The following is a 19957-nucleotide window of genomic DNA, read 5'->3' as shown; positions in this document are numbered from 1 at the left end:
GAAAGTTCTAGGTCAAAACTTTTAAAAACAATAATTATTAAAATAACTAAGTATATCATATTACAGGTCAATTCGAACCCTCAGAATGATGACTAATTAATCTTTTAACGCATTGCCTACCCAACTATATCCAACCAAACCAAAAATAGAAACCATCATTGGAGTTGTAATACTATCTGTAAATAGAGGTCCTAAAAATCCCGCTAACAAAATAACTATACCAATAACATAACTAATATACTTAGAAGATCTCTTGTCAATTAAAGCCGATGTAGACAAAGGAATTATTGAACAAACGGCAGAAATCCCTATTAAAAACCAAGATCCTTTATCTAATATATAAAACAATAAAAAACTACATATCGACAAGCTAGATAAAGAGGAAAACAAAATCCCAGATATCTTATCTTTTTGCTCTAACAAATATTTCCCATATGAATTAAAAAGTAATATAGCATTGGATAATGGTCCAATGATCCATCCACCTAAAGCAAACAAAAGATAAGGTACTATGACAAAATAAGCTAAATAAGGGTAATCCGTTTTACTTAATAAGACAACAATAAAACGATAAGCAAGATATAGTCCAATAATAAAAAACCATTGTTTACCTTCTTTCATTTTAGATACCCAAAAAGCATATTTTAAAAAAAGTCTGTAAACAAAATTCTTTGATTTAATCGATTCAAGCATTCCATCCTTTGCATATCTGGAAGTAGGATCATTCTTAAGAGATTCTTTAAAATGATGCATCGCTTTCTCATGATTTCCTTGTTCTAATTGAACCCAACCAACATTAGCGTGAGAAAAACTACCTTCAGGATCTTGATGAAGAGTATTTCCTATTGTCTCTTGAGCCTCCTGTTTCCTGTTTAACTTAGTCAAAGTTTGGGCACGCACATTAAGACAAAGTATATTATTTGGATTAAGCTCCAACCCTTCATTAGCACAAGCTAGGCTTTCATTAAAATCTTTAGACTCTAACAACATAAGCCCCTTATAACCAAAATAATCTGGATTATAAGGATCCAATGATATTGCTTCATTAATAGCTTCTAAAGCTTTTTGTCTATTCTCATTATGCCGTGCTATAACCGATTTATTGTAAAATAATTCATCTTCATTAGGATACTGAGATATCAAAAGGTTATTCATCTTATTCCCTTTTTCAAAATCATCTAATTCCAAATAACAGCGTACTATTAAACTTTTGGCCAAATAACTCTCTGGATCAGATTGTAAACCTTCTTGTAACGAACGTAATGCCTTATCGAACTTACCTATTTGAAAAAGTTGAAAGCCTCTTTCAAAAAATACATTTTCCATTATTTCTTAATTTTCAAGTACGATAATATTTCGTCATATAAACCTGAATCATTGGCATATAAAGCATAATTCTTAGAAGTATTAAACCATTCTTTAGTACTCGGCTTTATACTTTTTATAGCCTTTAGCACATCTTTAGTATTAATTGGCTTTGGTATTCCATCATTAAATGACTGCATTAATTTCTGTTCTACAGCAACATCTATGGATGCCTGAATATCAGCACCTGAAAACTCTTTAGCTGCTTTTGACAAGGCTTTATAATCAATGTTTTCTATAGGCTTATCCTTTAGCATAATTTCATAAATGGCTGTTTTTGCAGTATTATCTGGTGGCGCCACAAAGATAATCCTATCAAACCTTCCTGGTCTTCTAAATGCAGGATCTAAATGCCAAGGTGTATTGGTAGCACCTAATACCAAAATACCATCATTATCACTATCTATACCATCTAATTCTGCTAAGAATTGATTAATTACATTTCTACCAGCAGACTTGTTCATGTCACTTCTGTTAGCCCCTAAAGCATCAATCTCATCTATAAAAATAACGCAAGGTTTATTACTTCTGGCAGTTTCAAAAACTTCATGAAGGTTTTGTTCACTACTACCTACCCACATATCCAATATGTCATTAATACCAATACTGATGAAATTAGCATCTATTTCTCCTGCAGTAGCTCTCGCTAAATGGGTTTTTCCGCAACCTGGTGGACCATATAACAGAATACCTCCTCCAATCTTTTTACCATAAGCCTTATATAATTCTTTATGCTCAAGAGGTTTAATTATTTTTAATGAAATCTGCTCTTTCACCTCACTCATACCTCCAACATCCGAAAAATTGACAGTAGGTTTTTTTAGAAATTTCACCGCATCTTCATCTACATAGGTATCTTCTTTACTCTGGATTGTTTGCATCCTTAACTTACTATCGAAATCGACATTTTTATAAGATTTATCAATATTTAAAATCTGTTGATACGTTTCTTTTGCCTCTAAAAAATTATCCTCCTCTAATTGGCAATAACATAACAGCTCAAGATATTCTAAATTAAAAGGATCAATCTGCATTAGTTCCTCTAAAATAACTTCTGCAGGAGATATCTTTTTAAGTCTAAAATAACATTTAGAAAGTCCAAATTTTGCATCTTTTAAAGTTCCGTCTAACTTCAAAATTTCCACATATTGCTCTTCTGATTTTGTAAAATCGCTTCTATCAAAATAAGATTTTGCAATTCTCAGTCTAAGAGGTATATTTTCCGGCGAAAAAGAAAGTGCCTCCAAAAGATCATCTATCAAATCGTTGCTCATATTACTATTTTATTACACCTTATTTTATTTTAGAGGTCAAAATTAAAGCTTAATCTTCGAAAAGATGGGATAATGATCTGAAAGTTCTAGATCAAAACTTTTAAAACCTACTACCTCAGTATCCTCTGGCACTAAAATAAAATCAATCCTTGCGGGAAACAGCTCAAAATTAAAGGTTTTTCCGAAGCCTTTACCTGCCTCTTTAAAGGTATCCTGAAGGTTTTCTGATTTTATCTTATCATATATATAAGAATACGCTGTATTATTAAAATCACCCATCACAATATTTCTGTATGGTGATAATTTCATATGTGCGATAAGCTGTTCTGCTTGGCTTTGTTGTTTTTTGAAAGAAACCTGTATTCGTTTGAATAACTTCTGAGAATCCGCCTTCGCTAAATCATCCGTTTTAGTACTAATTCCGTGAGATTGTAGATGAACATTGTACACTCTTATCGTATCAGAAGGCATAGCAATATCCACAAAAATGACATTATTAGCAGTCTTCTTAAAGCTTAACGAGCCTTTATTTACAAAAGGGTATTTAGAAAAAATAACGAGTGCCAATTCTTGACTACGGTGATGAAAATATTCAAATTTATGTTCGTACTGACTAAAATCTATATCAGGATTGTTATAAAACTCTTGAGCACAAAAAACATCAGGGTTTTCATCTTTTACTAATTTAGAAATCTCCTTTGGTATAACCTCAGAATCAATCCATTTAAACCGATTAAAAGCATGTACATTAAAACTAAATAAGGAAAGTGTATCATCAACCGCATCAGAAGATTTTCCTCTTAATTTATATAAAGAAGATACGTGAGAAATTCCAAGAATTAGCACAATTAATGATAATAGCATCTTACGTTTTAAGAGTATTGCCCAATACAACAGAAACAGTACATTAATAACAATTAAAATGGGTACAGTAAGGCTCAATACGGATAACAACGGAAATGTCTGCGGAGAAATGTATGGCAATAGATACGACATCAATAAGGCAAAAGCCACTACCGAATTGATAAAAAATATGATCTTATTAACCAGTTTTCTCATTACTAATTTTTACCCGCTTTAAACAAAAAGTCTTTTTCTTGTTTGGTTAAGCTATCATAGCCGCTTTTACTAATTTTATCAAGTATTGCGTCTATTTTAGCTTGATTGGGGTTTTTAGTCGTAGATGAAGTTGTATTTTTAGTAGTGTTTTTTGGTTTCTTCGCTTTATGCACTGTTTTTAGAGGGCTTTTCTTTCTAGGTTTAAAAAGACTTGCCACTGAATCCATCAACTTTTCAAACCAGCTACCTATGTCTTTTCCTTTTTTGAGTTGACTTGCATACAAATATCCAAATAACGCTCCACCGAGATGTGCTAAATGGGTTCCAGCAGTGTTAGGATTAATTTGAATAAGATCTAAAACAACAAAAAAGGCTGCAATATGCCAAAATTTCACAGAACCTATAAACATTAAACGAACTCCCAAATTTGGTACTCTGGTTGCTACTGCAATCAATATTGCCATGACAGAAGCAGATGCACCTATTAAATACGCATTTTGTGATTTTCCTAATTCAATAAGTGCTGGAAACAAATTATAGGATATCATAAAAAGCAAGGCACCACTAATTCCTCCTAATAGATATACCGTCCAAGCTCTTTTACCATTAAAGTAATCAATGAAATATCTTCCAGAAAAATAAAGCACTAACATATTAAAAAAGATATGTCGTAGGTCTGCATGCAAAAAAGCATACGTAATGATCGTCCAAGGCTTATACCAATATTCATCTAAATCTTTAAAAAAGACAAGCCAATCCACTACAAAAGTAAAATTCCATTGCATCAAAGAAGTAATCCCAGACAATAGTCCGAAAAAAACAAAAGCTAATAAATTGATAGCTATTAGCTTCTCTATAGCCGAAGCAGTTTGATATTTCAGTCTAAGACTATTTTGCAATGACATTAGTTCCAACGATTTTGATTAAACGAATTCTTTTTCCAATACCACACCATCATAAACCCAAACAGAGCTCCTCCTAAATGAGCTAAATATGCCGTGTTAGATGGGCTGAATAATGAATATCCCGATAACATAGAAAATAGATCTAGCAAAATTATAGCCGGAATAAAATATTTAGCTTTTATTGGTATTGGCAGAAATATAAGCATTAGCGGAGTTTCTGGAAACAAAACCCCAAAAGCAACTAATACACCCATTAAAGCTCCGGAGGCTCCTACCAAAGTTCCAACAAAATTTCCGACTAGATTTTGTAAGCCTTTGTCACTTAAGACTTGTTCCCACTGCGTATTATATTTACCTTCATTTAGTAAACTAAAAATCGCTTCTTTATCATATCCCGCTTGAATTAAGTTTGAAAGTTGCTCTTGAAATTGAAAATAATCCCATCCCGCATGTATCAATAGCGCTCCTAAGCCTGCAGAGATATAGAAAAACACAAACTTCTTTGTTCCTAAAAACTTCTCAACAGGTGTTCCAAACATCCAAAGCCCAAACATATTAAATAATATATGTTGAAAATATATTGTTTCTCCTCCTCCCGCTTTAAGAACATATCCTGCATGCATAAACATGTGTGTCAAAACTTGCCAGGGTTTGAATAAATCACTTGTAACAAAATGATATGCAAAAAGATTCTCGAATAAAACCCCTCTACCTATAGATAGTGTTCCTATCCAAAAAACTATATTAATAATCAGTATATGTTTTACTGCTGGTGAAATTCCCCTCATCTACTTTTAAAATTTTTTATCTATATCATCTACTGTTAACGTGATGAAAGTTGGCTTATTATCTGGTGTTACTGTTGGTTCTGTGCAAGCAAAAAGACTATTCACTATATGCTGTTGTTGTTCTTTGGCTAAATCCACTCCTGTTCTCACAGCAATACTTCCTGAAATAGATCTTGCCAACAAATCAGTTAAAGAAAACCCACTGTCTGGTACTTCCTGTTCTATGTCACTAACCAACTTCTCTAAGAGCACAGAAACCTCACTCTCTGTAGTAACTGTAGGAATGCCCGAAATAGATACTTCTTCTCCTGAAATCTCTCCAAAAACGAAACCGGTATTCTCTAAATGTTCCTGAACCGTTTTAAGTAATTGGATCTCTTGCTTAGAAAAAGATAATTTCAAAGGAAACAACAACTGCTGACTCACAGCACTAGCCATAGTGATATTGCGCAATACCTCTTCATATAATATCCTCTGATGTGCTCTGTGTTGATTGATGATTACCATACCGCTTTTTATGGTAGTCACAATATATTTTCGTCTTAGCTGATAGGTTGTATTATGCTCCAATGCTGCTTCCTGATCCCCATTAAATAAAGAACCGGTTACCTCTGCACTTTCAAACTGTATAGAAGAGAACTCACTTTCGGTAGGTTTAGACGGTATTTCTGTTGTATCCAAACCAGCATATAGATTCTCCCAACTACCGGCAGATTTTTTTTTAAAACTCGAATAACTTTTGGTAGAAGAAAATGATGAATCCTCTTTCTTTTCCTCTTTAAAAGGATTAAAACTTCGATCAACTTCTATGGTTGGCGTTTTCACCATTTTACTTTTATACTCATATGGAGTATCCATAGATGAATCTCTATTAAAATCCAATACAGGTGCAACATTAAATTGCCCCAAACTATGTTTTATCGTAGATCGCAGCATTGCATACAATGCATGCTCATCATCAAATTTAATTTCAGTCTTTGTAGGATGAATATTAATATCTATTGATGTTGGATCTACTGTTAGATAAATAAAATAACTAGGATGTGTTTTTTCTTTCAGTAATCCTTCAAATGCCGAATTGACTCCATGATTAAGGTAAGCACTTTTTATAAATCTATTGTTTACAAAGAAAAACTGTTCTCCTCGAGTTCGTTTTGCATACTCAGGCTTACATACAAACCCTGTGATACTTACTAAATCCGTTTCTTCATCAACTGGAACCAATTTTTCATTGGTTTTTCCTCCAAAAATATGCACAATTCGTTGTCGACAATTAGAAATTGGCAAACTAAAAACTTCACTTCCGTTATGATACATGTCAAATTTAATATCAGCGTGTACCATCGCTACTCTGTGAAATTCATCAATAATATGTCGTAGCTCTACCGCATTTGATTTTAGAAAATTACGACGTGCTGGAATGTTATAAAACAAATTCTTAACACTAATAGAGGTTCCTTTTGGCGTAACACAAACCTCTTGAGAAACAACCTCACTACCTTCTATTTTAATCTCTGTTCCGACCTCATCATCTTCTTGTTTGGTCTTTAATTCCACATGCGCAATCGCCGCAATGGATGCAAGTGCTTCTCCTCTAAACCCCTTGGTATTGAGTTGAAAAAGATCTTCCGCTGTTTTTATTTTGGAAGTTGCGTGTCGTTCAAAACTGAGTCGTGCATCTGTGACACTCATGCCTAAGCCATCGTCAATCACCTGGATAAGTGTTTTTCCAGCTTCTTTAACAATTAGTTTTATATGGGAAGCTTTAGCGTCAATCGCATTTTCTAATAGTTCTTTAACTACAGAAGCTGGTCTCTGCACTACCTCTCCGGCAGCTATTTGATTGGCTACGTGATCCGGTAATAGTTGGATGATATCTGACATTTATTGTCGGGCAGTAAATATGGATAAATCAAAATCAATTAAATATAAAAAGATGAAGATTAGCACAAACGCAATATAAATGACTCTTTTGTTAATTTCTCGGTTTCCTCTATTACGGCTTGATTTCCGATCTTCACTCCATTGAGAACCAAAGTCAATTGCATTTCTAGTTTCGCGATATTTAGTAATTCTATTTTCGAAATCGTAAATATTCCCTTCACTCTTTCCTTTGTAATACCTTGGAGTATAGTTATATCTTCGATTTGTTTTTCTCTTAGGGATACTTAATTTCACGTGCTGCTCCTTTCTTTTTATATTATCCAAATATACTTAAAATGCATAGTAATCTAAAGCTTTTAGCATTACAATAACATTGAAAATATCAACAGCAAGGATAATGCCATTTTTTCGATTCTTGAAAAGTGAAGATAGTATAGAAAGCGCGCAATATCCCTTCTTAGAACTTAGCGTCTTTGCGAAGTTGTACCATTTTTATTGCGGCAATAGCAGCCTCTGTACCTTTATTACCGTGTTTACCACCTGATCGATCTATCGATTGCTGCATATTATTATCGGTAAGAACACAAAAGATAACAGGAATATCGTTTTGGATATTTAAATCTTTAATTCCTTGAGTAACTCCATCACATACAAAATCAAAATGCTTTGTTTCTCCCTGAATAACACTACCAATAGCTATAACAGCATCCAGCATATCATAGGATTCCTGCATTTTCTTGCAACCATAGATAAGCTCAAAACTTCCAGGAACGTTCCATCTAACAATGTTTTCTTTTATTGCTCCACAATCTATTAAAGCATCAAAAGCACCTTGAAAAAGACCTTCTGTTATAGTTTCATTCCACTCCGAAACAACAATCCCAAACCGAAAATTTTTCGCGTTTGGGATTGTAGCTTTATCGTATTGAGATAAATTTTTATTTTCTGTAGCCATATTTGGTTGACCGTTTATTGTTAGTAGTTGATAATTTCTATGACTTTGTTTTAAAAACTAAGAACTAAAAACCAACAACTGTAAACTACTTAAGCATTCCTTGAGCTCTTCCTAAATGCACATCAGCCTGATTAGCTTCTACACTTTTAGAGAACTCTTCTTTTATTCTTTCTAAGTACGTAATCGCTACTTCTGGTTTATCTAGTGATATTGCAGTGATTGCAGACTTTAATAAAAACTTAGGAGTCGTAAATTCATTATTCTTAGCTTTTACTGCTTTTTCATAATAAGATAAAGCTTCACCCATTTGATCTAACTGAGCAAAAGCATCACCGATTCCTCCTAATGCTAAAGGGCCAAGCATTTCATCATCACTCTTAAACTTATCTAGATAATCAATAGCTTCTTGATACTTGTTCATATTAAGGTATGAGAATCCTGCATAATAATTAGCCAGGTTAGCTGCCTTAGTACCACCGTAGTTTTCTATGATTTCTAAAAATCCATATTTACCTTCTCCTCCATTAAGGGCTAATGTATATAAAGAATCACTAACAGTAGTATTACCATTTACTGCATTATCAAAATATTGCTGTGCCTTGAACATCTCATTAGATGCTTCTAATTCTTTTGGCTCCTGAATATATTTCTGATATCCAAGATATCCTAAAACTATAACAGCGATAGCACCAACAATGATAAATATATATTTTTGATTAGCAGCAACCCATTCTTCAGTTCGGGAAGCACCTTCATCTAAAGTATTAAATACTTCAGCAGTTGTAGAATTGTCTTCTAATTGCTCTACCTCTTCTGCTTTATTTTTTGGTTTGTATCCTCGTTTCTTATAAGTTGCCATAAATTATATTTAATGAACGGCAAAAATAAAATTTTTATTCATAATTAAAAGCGAAAATATTTGTTATTTTTCAATATTTTGCACTTCTTATTTGAGAATTTCAAAAATGTCGCTACTTGCTGACGATCAGTAATTTATGATTATAAAATCACTTTCTTTAATTAATTATAAAAATTTTGAATCCATCAATTTCGAATTTGATGATAAGATTAATTGCCTTGTTGGCCACAATGGAGTAGGAAAAACTAATATTCTGGATGCCATTTATCATTTATCTTTTGGAAAAAGCTATTTCAACCCAATTACGGGTCAAAACATAAAACACGACACTGATTTTTTTGTAGTTGAAGGGGTATATGAAAAATTGGATCGAGAAGAAAAAGTAATTGTTAGTGCAAAAAGAGGACAGAAAAAAGTAATAAAACGAAATGGTAAGGCCTACGACACTTTTAGTGAACACATTGGTTTTCTTCCCCTGGTTATTATTTCTCCAGCCGATAGAGACCTGATTACAGATGGAAGTGATACCCGTCGTAAATTTATAGATGGTGTAATTTCTCAGAGTGATACTGCGTATCTTTCTACTTTATTAAAATATGCTAAAGTTGTTTCTCAGCGTAATTCATTGTTGAAGTATTTTGCCGCTAACAATACATTTGACCCTACTACTTTAGAAATTTATAATCAACAAATGAATGAACTTGGTAGTATCATTCATCAGAAAAGAACTACTTTCCTCGAAACATTTATACCTATTTTCATAAATCGTTATGAAGCTATTAGTTCTGGCAAAGAATCTGTTGCACTAAGTTATCAAAGTAAATTATCGGAAAATGATTTATTAACGCTTTTGGAACAAAACTTAGCAAAAGATCGAATGTTACAATATACAAGTGTAGGAGTACATAAAGATGATTTGTCTTTTGAGATTGAAGGACACCCAATAAAGAAGTTTGGAAGTCAAGGACAACAAAAATCGTTTTTGATAGCCTTAAAGCTTGCCCAATTCGACTTTATCAAAAAACAAAGTAAAGTAAATCCATTACTACTATTAGATGACATTTTTGACAAGCTTGATGAAAAACGTGTTGAGCATATCATACAATTGGTAGATGATCAGAATTTCGGTCAGCTTTTTATTAGTGATACTCATGCAGATCGTACAGAAAATGTGGTAAAAAAGATATCTCAATCTTACAAGATTATTAAGCTTGGACTTGATTAAAAAATAGAACTTATGTCAAAACATATCATATATACTATAGTATTTCTACTAGTTTCATGTTCAAAACCAAATCCAGAATCATTCATTAAACATATTGATGGATATTGGGAAATTGAAAAGGTAATTACTTCTGATGGTGTTGAAAAACAATACAATTTTAATCAAAGCATTGACTTCTTTGAAGTCAATAATATGAAAGGAATTCGTAAAAAAGTACAGCCACAATTAAACGGCAATTTTATCACGACAAGAGATAGTGAAACGTTTACATTAGTTATGGAAAATGATAGCCTAAGAATGCATTACAAAACTTCATTGTCAACCTGGAAAGAAACGCTGATTTCTGCAAAAGAAAACCAGATGATCATACAAAATGAAGCAGGAAATCTTTACTTTTACAAACCATATACAAAGATTGAATTATAAATGGCAAGGCGACAAAATGATCTTCAAAGCATAAACAACGTTCTTAAAGATTTTGTGAGCGAAAACAAACTCCAGAAAGGCCTGGATAAGGTAGAGGTACGTGATGTTTGGGAACAAATCATGGGTCCTGCTATTAATAAATACACTAGGAACATTAAGCTAGACAGAGAAACCTTATACATAGAACTTACTTCTTCGGTACTTAGAGAAGAACTAAGCTATGGAAAAGAAAAAATTATCGCTAATCTTAATGAGAGCCTCGGAAGAGAATTGATTAAGAAATTAGTTTTGCGCTAGCCTATCCCTTACGAATTCAATTTTGGTCTTGCCATGTGGTGCAGGTTTTCCTTTCTCGTCGAGATTAACCATAGTAATCTTTTCTACTTTAATAATTGTTTTCCGAGTTAGTTTATTTCTAACTTCACAAGTTAAAATTAAAGATGATCTTCCAAACTTTACTACGTCCATTCCTATTTCTACAATATCACCCTGAACAGCGGAACTGACAAAATTTATTTCTGACATAAATTTTGTTACAACCTTTTTGCTTTCTAACTGAATAACTGCATAAAGTGCAGCTTCTTCATCAATCCATTCTAACAATCTGCCTCCAAACAAGGTCTCATTCGGGTTTAGATCACCTGGTTTTACAATCTTTCTTGTATGATATCTCATTTCCTTTACTTTGTTACAAAATTACACAAATAAAGATCTGAATACACTTGTTTAACATACTACAAAGAAGAATTATCTTTTTCTGAATTTAGGAAGAATGATACTACTAGATCACAAATTTTAATCTAGGAATTTTACAACTTTAATAAGTACAGCAAAAAAAGTCCTATTGAATATATCTATTGAATTATTAATTCTTCACAAAATTGTGTTCCTTCAGGACAAGTATCAGTTTCTGCCCTAATGCAGATTTCATAAGTTCCCGGATCGAATTGAAAAAACAAAGTATTATCTGCTCCTGGACCACCATCTTGCTCTATAATATCACCATTAATTACCCATTCATAAGTTACCGTATCAATGTCTGGAAATTGTGCTGTAAAATTATAACTAGGAGTGTTCCCTTCTTGTTCTATTGTGAAGAACAAATCAGGACAAATCGGTTCTACAATAATTTCTTCACAAAATTCTACCCCATCCGGACAAGAAGGTGTTGTCGTTTTTATACAGACGTTATGAACTCCTGGTGATAATTCAGAGAAAAACATATTATCTCCATTAGCGCCTCCATCCTGCTCTATAAGTTGGTTATCTATAAACCATTGATATGTTAACTCGTCTATTCCTTCAAAATTAGCAACAAAACTATATCCTAACGTTCCTGGTTCTTGTTCAAATTCGAAAAACAACTCTGGACAAACGGTTGTGACCTCTATAGTTTTACAAAACTCTATGCCTTCAGGACAAGTTTCTGTTTCTGTTTTAATACAAACTTCATACACTCCAGGAGCATCAAAATCACGCAATAACAAATTATCCCCTTGATTGTTTGGACCATCATCTTCAATAAATTCTCCATTGATAAACCAACTATAAGAACCTATAACTTCAAGATTAGGAAAGTCCGCTACAAATCGATATCCTAAATTAAAACGATCTTCAAGCTCAAAAGTAAAATTCAGTTCAGGACAACGGCGTTCACAAGATTCCATAATTCTGAAAAAACCAAAATAAGTCTCTATTGACGTACTCTCAAAATTTGGAGCTACTAGTACATTTACCGGAAACTTAAAATCAGGTTGATACACTGATCCTTGATTTTGATAAAAAATCTGAAACTCTTCTTCTGAAGCAATGTCTGTTTCATTTCCACCAGTATCTATTAAAATTACAGGATAATCAAATTTAAAACAACTATTAAAAAAACGATCAAATTCATCTCTTACAGTATCGAACTCACATTCACGTAAAATATTTAATAAAGCAGTTTCATTAGCAATAGAAACTTCTACATCTGTATCTCTAAAAACAATCTGAATTGGAAATTGCAATCCTGTAATATTAAAATTTACTCCTTGACTGGAGATTACATCTATCAATCCATCATAACTATCTATCCTAATAGTTGAATCTGTATTATACCCCAAGGTAATAGGATATACAAATTTAAAACACTGTTGATTTTCTGCAGGAAAAGTCACATCCGAATTAAAATTATTAAGAACAGTTACCATAGCAGTGCTAGAAACTACATCGTCTCTATTTTCTTCAGGAAAAAAAGAATCATCATTGACACAACTACTAAGGAGTATCAGAAAGAGTAGTATTGATAATTGTATATATGTATTGAAATTCTTCAAAATAACTTGTCTTTATATAAGTGAAACGTTTATAAGTTAATATACCCTACCATACAAACGTAATTTTAAACTACTTCCTAATTATTTTCAATGTATGAAAATTAAATCAAAACCGAAAAATGCTTCTATTTACATCCAAAACATCTTCAAAAAGAATCCTTCATTTGCTAGGCATCCTAAAGCAAAATTTAAACACGAAACTTTATTGCTTTTCAGAATTACTTAAAGACAAAACACCTCTTAATTAAAAAGAATTAATGCATTTTTTTAACTAAAGATAATTGATTTTCTCCCCATAAAACAATAAATTACACTTACCAAAAATCATTTGAAAAACCAACTAACACCTTATTTATGAAAACACTATCATAATATACTCGAGGAATTCATGTAATAAGATTTTTCTTTCACTTGCGTACATACTGACTAGAACTTTTAGGGGTAACGAATAGACCTAAAATAATTGACTATATACCTCTAAAACAACTGTATTCCTATTGATTATCAGATACAACAAAAATATCAATACATCAACATAATAATTACAACTCTAAAGTAGATTTAAGCTAAAAAAATGGTATTAGATATACAAAACACACAAAAGAAACTTCTCTTCATTTTAGGTGAACAGTGGTAAGGAGAAAAAAATGACCTGAACACTCCTAAACAAGGTAAGGCAACTCTAAAACTCACACCGATGAAAAAATTATTTAAAAAACTATTTCTATTAAATTTGTTACTCCTCATTTTTATAGGGTGCTCTAAAGATGATCTTTTAACAGAAAATGAAAGCATTCCGGAAATAGATTCAGTATTTGAAACCTTGAAAGCTTGGGGATTTTCAGATCATGAAATTGAAGATATGGGAACATATTATTTAGTAGATAAGGACATTGTATTTTATAAAAACAAAAAATATCATAAACCTGAAAATTCTAATACTAAACAAAGAGAACATCCTAATTCTGTGACTATTAATAGTATCCAAGTATTTATAAATCCTGGTATGAATCAAGCCTGGAGAAACGCTTCTGTGGATGCTATCAATCGATGGAATAACGCTAGTTCAGGATTGCTATTAAACATAACTACAACAACTGCCAATGCACATATCGAAATTATGTATGATTCTCAAGACCCAGCACTTACTTTAGCTGCTAATGTTTTTGGAATGGGTGAATTCCCGGCAACTAATGGTTTGCCAGGAACAAGGATTTGGATCAATCCCGATTTTAATGCTTGTAGTGGAGCTATTACTCAAAATATGAGGATTTCTAATGTTCAACATGAATTGGGTCATAATTTAGGCCTAACACATACGAATCAAACGTTTGGAAGTCTAATTCCAGGAACTCCAAGTACAGACGCCCAATCTGTAATGAATGGCGGTCAAGCTTGTACAATTAATAATTTCAGTACGGGAGATTTTTCAGCAGTAGCGTTTTTATTCCCTCCCTTAACGCCAACTGGATCCTCACTAGTGTGCAATACTTCTACCGCTGTTTATACAATAGAAAATTCAAATATCCCCCTAACCTGGACAACATCTTCAAATCTCCAGATTCTATCTTCTTCAAATAATAGTATTACTGTAAAGCCCGTAAATAGTTCTTTTAATGGATCAGGATTTGTCCAAGCTAATTCTCCAACGCAAAACATTCGTAAAGATGTGTGGATAGGAAAAGCTGTTGTAGACTATATTGAATTTGGCAATGGCATTGGAGAAACTGATTATTTTTGTTCTAGTCATTATGGTAATACGTATGATATCTTTCCAAGATTATCAGGTACAACGCATCAAATAAGACTTCGAAGATGGCCTAGCTTATCTATTGTATATAGTCCATCAACAAATTATTCCGGAAATTCAGGAACATTAAATTACACCCCTTCTCCTGGTTGGTATGTTTTTGGAATAAGAAGAACTAACCCCTGCGGTACTTCAGAATGGTTCGAAACCGAAGTTGAGTTTGTAGATTGTTCTAATAACGAGGGTGGAGGAGAATTTTAATTTCTATATAAAATCCGTCATTGCAAACTCGTTTATTTTATGATCTAAGTTCTAACTTCAATAACCTTGTAAAGTTTAATAAACAAAATTCCCTGGAAGAATGGCAATGCTCCCAGGGAATCAACCTAATTAATCTAACCTAACTAAACTTGTTTATTCGATCACTAATGTTTTACAAAATGTAGTTCCATTAGGACAATTCGGTGTTTCTGCTATGATACAGATTTCGTATGTACCTGATCCGAATTGGTAGTATAAATAATCATCTCTATCGTTACTACCGATAATTTCTGAGTTTACAACCTCTCCATTGATCGTCCATTCGTAGGAAACATCACTCATTCCCTCGAATTCTGCCCAGAAATTATATCCAGGTGTATCTCCTTCTTGTTCAATCTGGAAGTTAAGATTTGGGCAATCTGAAGTTGTTTCTTCTACTTCGATAACTTTACAGAATGTCACTCCTTCTGGGCAATCTGGTGTTTCTACAGAAAGACACACTTCATATCTTCCTGGATTAAACTGAAAGTAGAAAGGATCATTGTGTCCCGAACTTGTTCCAACATAATCTCCATTTACAGACCACTCTAATGTTACATTATCTATACCATCAAAAGCGCTTGGATAAAAATAGTATGCAGGATTATCACCATCTTGTTCTGCTTCGAAGAATAACTCTGGGCAAGCAGTCGTGCCAGGTATTTCTATTACTTTACAATACGATGTTCCTTCTGGACATTCTGGAGTTTCAGTTTTTAAGCATACTTCATATCTTCCTGGCTCGAATTGATAGTAGAATCTGTTATTGTCTCCATTATTAGAATCTTCTACAAATTCACCATTAATAAACCATCCTAACCATTCAAATTGATCTGCTCCTTCAAATTCTACCTGGAAATAATACGCAGGATTATCACCGTCTTGTTCAGCAATAAAAAATAAATCTGGACACGCATCTTCTCCAACTCTGATCTCTTTACAATAGATTACTCCATCAGGGCAATCCTCTGTGAATACTTTTAAGCAAACTTCGTATACACCTGGCTCGAATTGATACGTTAAAACTCTTGCTCCACCTTGTTGATCTGTTGGGTTTTCGATAAGATCTCCATTGATATACCATTGTATTTCGGTTGCTGCATCGATTTCTTCAATCTGAGCTTCGAACACATACGTTCCAGTAGTTCCTGGTTCCATTTCTTTTACAAAAGAAACCTCAGGGCATCTCTCTTCTATTTCTTCTACTTCAATCACTTTACAATACGAAGCTCCATTAGGACAATCAGGAGTTTCTGATTTGATACATACTTCATATCTTCCAGGCTCATTAAATTCCCAGAATAAGTAGTTATCATCATTCTGATTATCATTTTCCACTAACTCTCCATTAATAAACCACTCATAAGGTGTTTCTTCAATTCCTGGAAAATCTGCTATAAACTTATACTTATTTGGTCTTTCGTACTGTCTTGCTTCGAAGAATAGGTCTGGACAAGGGTCAGTTTCGTCTCGCTCCACTTCGATCTCTTTACATACTTCTAAAGGACAGGTATCACTTGCTACCTTTACACAAATAGTATGTGTTCCTTCTTCGAATTGATAATCAAAAATCTGGCCTGCAATATCATTCAGATTTCCTGTATCCACTTCTTCTCCATCAATAGACCAAGTAAATCGTACATCTTCTATTCCATCTAATTGAGCCACGAAACGATATACAGCACTACCTGGTACATTATCTATATTAATAGTAATATCCGGACACGTTTCAAACTCTTCATTTTCTTCGCAAGAAGTAAATCCTAATAACAGTGTAAAGATCATTACACACCAAATACTAAGTTTTTTCATCGTTATAATTTTTAGGGGTTGTCAATAATTAATTTTAAGAAGCGTTTTATCAGCTCCACAATAATGAAACGCAGCACAAAAAGAATACCCTACCCCTATTCCTACAAAAAAATGTTAATCACAGTTCTTTTTTCTTAAATACCACCTAATAAAACAGGGTCATACGCGCGTATGACCCCATTAGTAAAATATTCGGAATGATTTCTTTCTTATGAATCTATCCCTGATAATCTATCTCAATACACTTCTCTAAGTCACCACAAGTTTGTGAAACCGCTTTATAACAGATTTCATATGTACCGGACTGATTAACATGATCTTGAAGCCTTGCAACTCTAGGTGTGATTGGTGTAATTACTGCACCATCAATTGTCCATATTACAGAGTTTGGATCAATATCTGTAATAGATAATGTCGTTGCGATTGCTATTTTATCTTCGTAGTTTACTACATCAAAAACGGTGCAATCAATGGCTTGTGGCTCAGGAATAACAACATCTATACAAAACTCCACTCCATTTGGACAGTCATTAGTTTCTGCTTTAATACAAACTGTATACGTTCCTGGGTTATAAGAACTCAAATCAAGCAAATCATCTCTTTCCTGATTTTGTGAATTTTCGGTTTCCACCAATTGCCCATCTACAAACCATTCATAAACGCTTAATTGATCAATCCCAGGGAAACTGGCAAACATTAATGTTCCCTCTTCTATAAACTTTAGCTCTGGACAAGAACCATTGTTAGTATCTCCTACTTCTATTTCTTTGCAGAAAGGTTCTGCTTGGGTGCAAGTTGGACTCTCTGATATAAGACAAATGGTATATTTTCCTGCCTGTAGCGTACTTAGTAAAAATTTATTATCACCTTGAAAATCTAGTCCTTCATTCTCTATTAAAGTTTCATTACCCAGCACCTCGCCGGTAATCTTCCAAGCATAAAATCCTAGGTTCGCTATTCCTTCAAAATCTGCTATCAAATATTCTCCTTCTCTTGTAAAAGCTAGATTAGGACAAGATTCATTTCCTTCTTCTTCTATTACAATTTCTTTACAAAACTCTACACCTTCAGGACAATCAGGAGTTTCCGCTTTTACACAAATGGTATAAGTACCTACTTCATATTCAGAAATATCTAAGATATTGTCACGTTGATCTTCTAAGCTCTCGGTTTCTGCTAATTGGTCGTTTACAAACCATTCGTAAGTATCTAAACTATTTATTTCTTCAAAATTAGCAACTAATTTCCCACCATCTCTTTCAAAAGATAATTCAGGACATTCTGAGGATTGATCGTTTTCATCATTTTCTTCACAAGATGTGAATGTTACTATAAGCCCTAGCATAAGTAGACAAAGGGTTCTAAGATTTTTCATTTTATTTTTTTTAATTAAAGATTAAGTAAAAACTCAATTGAGATGTTTGTGTGTTATAACAATAGTAAAACGTTAAGCGAACAACCTACCCCACCCTATCTTTTATTTTTTTTTGTAATTTCTTTTTTCGGTACCAGAAAAAAAATCTAGTTTTGACACCAAATCAATCCCCAAATGTCTGATAGTAAAAACTCTACTTGTGACGAACAAGCCTTTGACCAATTTTTTAAAAGTCATGCAAAACTTTTGAGAAGTTATCTATATTATAAATTCGGGGATCTTGATCAAGCGGAAGATATCGTACAAGACTCCTTTATTAAATTATGGAATAACTGTACAAAGGTTCCTTTGGATAAAGCAAAAAGCTATGTCTATACAATAGCTACTAATCTTGGAATTAGTATTGCACGTCACCAGCAAGTAAAGTTCAAACATCAAAATTACATTACACAACGAAAAAGTGATGTGACAAATGAATCTCCGGAATTCGTTATGCTTGAAAAAGAATATATGGAGAAACTAAAAAATGCTATAGCTGATTTACCAGATAGACAGAGAGAAGTTTTTCTTTTGAGTAGAATTGATAAAAAAACATATAGAGAAATTGCCGAATTATCTAATGTATCAGTAAAAGCAATTGAGAAATTAATGCATAAAGCTTTGGTAACATTAAGAAAAAAAATTGGAAATATTTAAAACAGAGGTAGGGTAATACCAAACTCAAACGTTTTTATTATATATAAGCAGATTATGTTTGACGATAAAAAAGATGATATATTCTTATCCAGATGGATAAATGGAGAACTTTCTCCAGAGGAACTTCATGAGTTCCAATCGCATCCGGAGTACGAGTATTATATGAAGATTATGGCTGGTGCTGATGCTTTGAACCTAAAAGCGTATGATGTAGATACAGCTTTAAACACTATAAAATCAAGAAGAAATACTTCTTCTCAGAAAAGTACAAAACCCGTTATTAAACTTTGGCCTTATTTGGCAGCAGCAGCTTCGATTGTAATAATATTTGGATTATTCTTATTCAATTCTAATGATTCATTCACGACTTCCTTTGGAGAACAATTAGCAGTTACGCTTCCTGATGGTTCCGAAATGATACTTAATGCTAAGTCTGAAGCTAGTTTCGATAAAAAAAACTGGGATACTAACCGAACTGTATCCTTAGACGGTGAAGCTTATTTTAAAGTAAAAAAAGGAAGTACCTTTACTGTAACTACTACTAACGGAGATGTTTCTGTGCTAGGAACTGAATTTAATGTGCAATCGCAAGCTTCATTTTTTGAAGCAGTTTGTTATGAAGGTAAAGTGAGTGTTAGTAGTGGTCAAGAAAACACAATCCTTACAGCCGGAAAAGGGTATAGAAAAATTGCCCGTATCGCTTCTGAAAACTGGACTTTTGAAGCACTAGAACCTTCCTGGATCACTAATACAAGTTCGTTTAGAAGTGTTCCATTAGGTTATGTTTTTAAAGAGTTAGAGGATCAATACAATATCACTATCGATACAAAAAGCATAGATACTGATATAATTTATACCGGAACTTTTCCTAATAATGATATAGACGTTGCTCTTAAAACAGTTTTTAGTACCTTAGGTTTGCAATACCAACTATTGCAAGACGGTAAGACCGTGGTAGTAGAAAATTAA

Annotated in this window: 19 protein-coding genes; 6 read left to right on the top strand and 13 right to left on the bottom strand. The window is 33.1% G+C overall.

Annotation, left to right across the window (positions count from 1 at the left end; all coding sequences use genetic code 11):
- Positions 1 to 96 precede the first annotated feature (96 nt).
- The 9 genes from Q0910_RS07905 to Q0910_RS07865 form a co-directional block, all read right to left on the bottom strand.
- Positions 97 to 1326 carry a tetratricopeptide repeat protein gene (locus Q0910_RS07905; protein ID WP_299214524.1) on the bottom strand — a complete coding sequence of 410 codons (1230 nt, stop codon included), beginning with the start codon at positions 1324 to 1326 and terminating at the stop codon, positions 97 to 99.
- On the bottom strand, positions 1326 to 2639 hold the full coding sequence (locus tag Q0910_RS07900) for an AAA family ATPase (protein ID WP_299214521.1): 1314 nt from the start codon (positions 2637 to 2639) through the stop codon (positions 1326 to 1328). Before Q0910_RS07900 ends, Q0910_RS07905 begins: the two co-directional genes overlap by 1 nt.
- A gap of 42 nt (positions 2640 to 2681) precedes the next feature.
- Positions 2682 to 3698: an endonuclease/exonuclease/phosphatase family protein gene (locus Q0910_RS07895; protein ID WP_299214518.1), complete on the bottom strand. Its 1017-nt coding sequence runs from the start codon at positions 3696 to 3698 to the stop codon at positions 2682 to 2684.
- A gap of 2 nt (positions 3699 to 3700) precedes the next feature.
- The gene (locus Q0910_RS07890; protein WP_299214516.1) at positions 3701 to 4603 is read right to left on the bottom strand and encodes a rhomboid family intramembrane serine protease; all 903 of its coding nucleotides are present in this window, start codon (positions 4601 to 4603) and stop codon (positions 3701 to 3703) included.
- Positions 4603 to 5391, bottom strand: a complete 789-nt coding sequence (locus Q0910_RS07885; protein ID WP_299214512.1) for a rhomboid family intramembrane serine protease — start codon at positions 5389 to 5391, stop codon at positions 4603 to 4605. Before Q0910_RS07885 ends, Q0910_RS07890 begins: the two co-directional genes overlap by 1 nt.
- A 6-nt stretch (positions 5392 to 5397) precedes the next feature.
- Positions 5398 to 7275 (bottom strand): DNA mismatch repair endonuclease MutL, encoded by a 1878-nt coding sequence (gene mutL, locus Q0910_RS07880; RefSeq protein WP_299214509.1) that lies wholly within the window; start codon positions 7273 to 7275, stop codon positions 5398 to 5400.
- Complete coding sequence (locus tag Q0910_RS07875; protein WP_299214504.1) at positions 7276 to 7569, bottom strand: hypothetical protein; 294 nt, start codon at positions 7567 to 7569, stop codon at positions 7276 to 7278.
- Positions 7570 to 7732: 163 nt separating this feature from the next.
- Complete coding sequence (gene ribH / locus Q0910_RS07870) at positions 7733 to 8230, bottom strand: 6,7-dimethyl-8-ribityllumazine synthase (RefSeq protein ID WP_299214501.1); 498 nt, start codon at positions 8228 to 8230, stop codon at positions 7733 to 7735.
- An 85-nt stretch (positions 8231 to 8315) separates the two neighbouring features.
- Complete coding sequence (locus tag Q0910_RS07865; RefSeq protein ID WP_299214499.1) at positions 8316 to 9089, bottom strand: tetratricopeptide repeat protein; 774 nt, start codon at positions 9087 to 9089, stop codon at positions 8316 to 8318.
- 136 nt (positions 9090 to 9225) lie between these two features.
- On the opposite strand from Q0910_RS07865, the gene Q0910_RS07860 reads away from it, so the two are divergent.
- From Q0910_RS07860 to Q0910_RS07850, 3 genes are read left to right on the top strand one after another with little or no spacing between them, the layout of a single operon-like run.
- Positions 9226 to 10314 carry a DNA replication/repair protein RecF gene (locus Q0910_RS07860; protein WP_299214497.1) on the top strand — a complete coding sequence of 363 codons (1089 nt, stop codon included), beginning with the start codon at positions 9226 to 9228 and terminating at the stop codon, positions 10312 to 10314.
- A 12-nt stretch (positions 10315 to 10326) separates the two neighbouring features.
- Positions 10327 to 10740, top strand: a complete 414-nt coding sequence (locus Q0910_RS07855; RefSeq protein ID WP_299214494.1) for a lipocalin family protein — start codon at positions 10327 to 10329, stop codon at positions 10738 to 10740.
- Entirely contained in the window at positions 10741 to 11037 is a 297-nt protein-coding gene (locus Q0910_RS07850; RefSeq protein ID WP_299214490.1) for a DUF721 domain-containing protein, read from the top strand.
- On the opposite strand, the gene Q0910_RS07845 is transcribed toward Q0910_RS07850, so the two are convergent.
- Together Q0910_RS07845 and Q0910_RS07840 are read right to left on the bottom strand one after the other, a co-directional pair.
- On the bottom strand, positions 11023 to 11415 hold the full coding sequence (locus Q0910_RS07845) for a hotdog domain-containing protein (protein WP_299214488.1): 393 nt from the start codon (positions 11413 to 11415) through the stop codon (positions 11023 to 11025). The genes Q0910_RS07850 and Q0910_RS07845 overlap by 15 nt on opposite strands.
- A gap of 179 nt (positions 11416 to 11594) precedes the next feature.
- On the bottom strand, positions 11595 to 13055 hold the full coding sequence (locus Q0910_RS07840) for a hypothetical protein (RefSeq protein WP_299214486.1): 1461 nt from the start codon (positions 13053 to 13055) through the stop codon (positions 11595 to 11597).
- A 697-nt stretch (positions 13056 to 13752) separates the two neighbouring features.
- Between Q0910_RS07840 and Q0910_RS07835 the strand changes: the two genes are divergently transcribed.
- Positions 13753 to 15066 carry a M57 family metalloprotease gene (locus Q0910_RS07835; protein ID WP_299214484.1) on the top strand — a complete coding sequence of 438 codons (1314 nt, stop codon included), beginning with the start codon at positions 13753 to 13755 and terminating at the stop codon, positions 15064 to 15066.
- A 153-nt stretch (positions 15067 to 15219) separates the two neighbouring features.
- Here the strand turns inward: Q0910_RS07835 and Q0910_RS07830 are convergent, their stop codons facing one another.
- Positions 15220 to 16917 (bottom strand): hypothetical protein, encoded by a 1698-nt coding sequence (locus Q0910_RS07830; protein WP_299214482.1) that lies wholly within the window; start codon positions 16915 to 16917, stop codon positions 15220 to 15222.
- Between the two features lie 217 nt (positions 16918 to 17134).
- The gene (locus Q0910_RS07825; protein WP_299214480.1) at positions 17135 to 18292 is read right to left on the bottom strand and encodes a hypothetical protein; all 1158 of its coding nucleotides are present in this window, start codon (positions 18290 to 18292) and stop codon (positions 17135 to 17137) included.
- A gap of 174 nt (positions 18293 to 18466) precedes the next feature.
- Between Q0910_RS07825 and Q0910_RS07820 the strand changes: the two genes are divergently transcribed.
- Together Q0910_RS07820 and Q0910_RS07815 are read left to right on the top strand one after the other, a co-directional pair.
- Positions 18467 to 18988: an RNA polymerase sigma-70 factor gene (locus tag Q0910_RS07820; RefSeq protein ID WP_299214478.1), complete on the top strand. Its 522-nt coding sequence runs from the start codon at positions 18467 to 18469 to the stop codon at positions 18986 to 18988.
- Positions 18989 to 19042: 54 nt separating this feature from the next.
- On the top strand, positions 19043 to 19957 hold the full coding sequence (locus Q0910_RS07815; protein ID WP_299214476.1) for a FecR domain-containing protein: 915 nt from the start codon (positions 19043 to 19045) through the stop codon (positions 19955 to 19957).

The organism is uncultured Aquimarina sp. (genome assembly GCF_947495315.1).
Classification (GTDB): domain Bacteria; phylum Bacteroidota; class Bacteroidia; order Flavobacteriales; family Flavobacteriaceae; genus Aquimarina.
Note: the sequence above shows the minus strand (reverse complement) of the source record. Positions and strands in the feature narration are given on the sequence as shown.